The sequence below is a fragment of the Streptomyces sp. MB09-02B genome, from assembly GCF_033794485.1.
GTDB lineage: Bacteria > Actinomycetota > Actinomycetes > Streptomycetales > Streptomycetaceae > Streptomyces.
Genome location: NZ_JARGEE010000684.1, coordinates 1 through 2,963, shown reverse-complemented (window position 1 = coordinate 2,963; position 2,963 = coordinate 1). Strand labels below are relative to the sequence as shown.

At 68.8% G+C, this 2,963-nt stretch carries 4 protein-coding genes; 3 read left to right on the top strand and 1 reads right to left on the bottom strand.

Annotated elements, in window-relative coordinates:
* Positions 1–268: 268 nt before the first annotated feature.
* On the top strand, positions 269–1,048 hold the full coding sequence (locus P1P70_RS42805; protein WP_319247638.1) for a hypothetical protein: 780 nt from the start codon (positions 269–271) through the stop codon (positions 1,046–1,048).
* 253 nt (positions 1,049–1,301) lie between these two features.
* On the opposite strand, the gene P1P70_RS42800 is transcribed toward P1P70_RS42805, so the two are convergent.
* Positions 1,302–1,505, bottom strand: coding sequence for a cold-shock protein (locus P1P70_RS42800; RefSeq protein WP_007490911.1), 204 nt, complete (start codon positions 1,503–1,505; stop codon positions 1,302–1,304).
* A 380-nt stretch (positions 1,506–1,885) separates the two neighbouring features.
* Here P1P70_RS42800 and P1P70_RS42795 point away from each other — a divergent pair, with 380 nt between their 5' ends.
* Both P1P70_RS42795 and P1P70_RS42790 read left to right on the top strand, forming a co-directional pair.
* On the top strand, positions 1,886–2,731 hold the full coding sequence (locus tag P1P70_RS42795) for a menaquinone biosynthesis protein (protein ID WP_319247636.1): 846 nt from the start codon (positions 1,886–1,888) through the stop codon (positions 2,729–2,731).
* 42 nt (positions 2,732–2,773) lie between these two features.
* Positions 2,774–2,963 (top strand): hypothetical protein (locus P1P70_RS42790; RefSeq protein WP_319247634.1); only part of this gene is annotated, 190 nt, incomplete at its 3' end.

Below are 2,963 nucleotides of genomic sequence, written 5' to 3'. Positions count from 1 at the left end.
GTGGTGCTGTGTTCCGTGGACCATTGAAGGCCCGGGGCGGCCCCGCCCGTCCATCATCCCCCAGGGCCAGTTGGCGGGGGAGATGTAGGGACTTCCCGGAAGCGAGGGGGGCCGCCCCGGGCCTTCAATGGTCCACGGAACACAGCACCACAGGGGAATCGCACCGGGGGATCGCGAGGAACCAAAGGAACCAAAGGAGCGGAAGGAATAGAAGGGACCAAGGGAAACAGGGGAAATGAACCAGGTCGCGGAACTAGGGGGACGGCTCATGCCGGCATCCGTGGAACGCGGGGATCTCACCTCGGGATCCGACCGGCTCGACTCGGTCGAGATCAAGGTGACGTTCTCGGGTGCGGGCGCGGCCGCCGCGACCTGGGCGCCGGCGCCGGACATCGGGGGAGCCCGGCGCCGCGTCTACTTCTGTGAGGCCCTCGCCCGCTCCACGGCGCCAGGTCACCTGCCGCTTCTGGATGCGGGGCTGATCCTGCGCCTTCGGGCGGGGAGCGGGCGGGGCGGGGCCGCGACCGCGGAACTGCGGCCCTGTCGCCGGTCCCGGCTCTCGGAACGTTGGCTGCGCTTCCGTGAGCAGGGACCGGATTCCCTCCACCTGGCGGGCGCCTGGTTGGGCGACCGCCGGGTGCTTTCCGCCGCCCTCGTCTCCCACTGCGGGCGTGCGGCCGTGGAGGCCGCCGCCACCGGCACCAAGCCCCTGGACCTCGTCTTCTCCGACCTCCAGCGCGCCTTCCTCGCGGACTGCGCCGACATCGACGTCGACTTCGGCGCGCTCGACGTCCTGGGCCCCGTGGACACGGTCCGCCGGCGCGGGGTGCGCCTCGACCATCACGAAGTGACCGTGGAGCACTGCACGGTGGGCGCGGACCGGTCCCTGCAGTGGCTGGAGGTTTCGAAGCGGGTCGCCCCCGAAGGGGCCGAGGTCGTCCAGGCCTCCCTGACCGCCCTCCTGCGGGGCAAGGGGCTCGAACCGGATCTGGGGCGGGGTGTCCGGCTGCGGCGGGTGCTTGAGTCGCTGGCCGCGGAAAGGGGCTGAGGTCGGGCCGGAGGAAATGCTGGGCTCGGTGGTTCTTCGGCCGCGGTTTCGTCGGGGCTGGTCGCGCAGTTCCCCGCGCCCCTCTGGGGCGTACTTCCGTCGGGGCCGGGCGGTGCAGCACATGCAGGAGCGGGCGGGGGAGAGCGGCGGGAAAGGGCGGCGAAGAGGCAGGAGCCCCTGCGCCGAAAGGCGAGGGGCTCCTTGGGTACTGCTCTCAGACGTCGTCAGAGGGGCATCCCTCGGATCGAACGGTTCAGACGGGGGTGACGTTCTCCGCCTGCGGACCCTTCGGGCCCTGCGTCACGTCGAAGGAGACCTGCTGGTTCTCCTCCAGCGAACGGAAGCCGTTCGCGTTGATGGCGGAGTAGTGGACGAACACGTCCGGTCCGCCACCTTCCTGGGCGATGAAGCCAAAGCCCTTTTCGGCGTTGAACCACTTCACGGTTCCGGTAGCCATAAGCCCTCCTTGGGCCCAAAGGGTTTGCCCTGCTCCAGAACCCTGCAAGTGTGAAAACAAGATGCCGCACAACTGCATACGTCTGAAAACGACAAGAGCCCGCGGTTACATGCTCCGCAGGCTCTGTACTGCAAGGGAAACCAAACTGCAACTTGCGGCGAGCCTAGCACGCGGGCAGGGGAATGCAATAGAGGGCAAGATCACGTCACCCGGATGTTTGAACCGCTCGGGTCTCGGTTTGACTGACCGCCTCTACTTCCCCGCCCGTCCCACCGACGACACGCCGTCGAAAGTGTTGACACGGGGTGTACATCCGGTTTCGGGGACACCTCCCGGCCCCCGGAGCCCGCACCGTACCCCATGAGGGCTAGCCTCGCGATGTGGACAATTCTCGCAACCGGCCGCGCGTCGGCCACATCCAGTTCCTGAACTGCCTGCCCCTGTACTGGGGGCTCGCGAGAACGGGCACGCTCCTCGACTTCGAGCTCACCAAGGACACCCCCGAGAAGCTCAGCGAGCAGCTGGTGCGCGGGGACCTCGACATCGGGCCCATCACCCTGGTCGAGTTCCTGCGCAACGCGGACGACCTGGTCGCCTTCCCCGACATCGCCGTCGGCTGCGACGGCCCGGTGATGTCGTGCGTGATCGTCTCCCAGGTGCCACTGGAACGCCTGGACGGCGCACGCGTCGCCCTGGGCTCCACCTCGCGCACCTCCGTACGCCTCGCGCAACTGCTGCTGGCCGAGAGCGTCGGCGTCCAGCCGTCGTACTACACCTGCCCGCCCGACCTCTCGCTGATGATGCAGGAGGCGGAGGCGGCGGTGCTCATCGGTGACGCGGCGCTGCGCGCGAACCTGCTCGACGGGCCGAACTTCGGGCTGGAGGTGCACGACCTGGGCGCCATGTGGAAGGCGTGGACGGGGCTGCCGTTCGTCTTCGCGGTGTGGGCGGCGCGGCGTGACTACCTGGAGCGGGAGCCCGAGGTCACCCGCAAGGTGCACGAGGCGTTCCTCGCCTCCCGGGACCTGTCCCTGACCGAGGTGGACAAGGTCGCCGAGCAGGCCGCCCGCTGGGAGGCCTTCGACGAGCGGGTGCTGGAGCGGTACTTCACGACCCTGGACTTCCGCTTCGGCGCGCCCCAGCTGTCCGCGGTCGCCGAGTTCGCGAGGCGCGTCGGCCCGACCACCGGATTTCCGGCGGACGTGAAGGTCGACCTGCTTTCCTGAACCCTTTCCCGTGAAGTCCCGCTGAACTTCACGGAATTCCGGTTGACGAATTCACTGTTCTGTGGGATCGGTTGCGGATCCGCCGCCGACGCACGCATTTCCCTTCGGGCGTACGGCACTACGCTGGAGGCGCGGGGAGGTACGGGGGAGGTGTCGTCCATGCGACCGCTCGATGTCGACGAACCCACGGTCGTGGGGCCCTACCGGCTGCTCGGCCGGCTCGGGGCGGGCG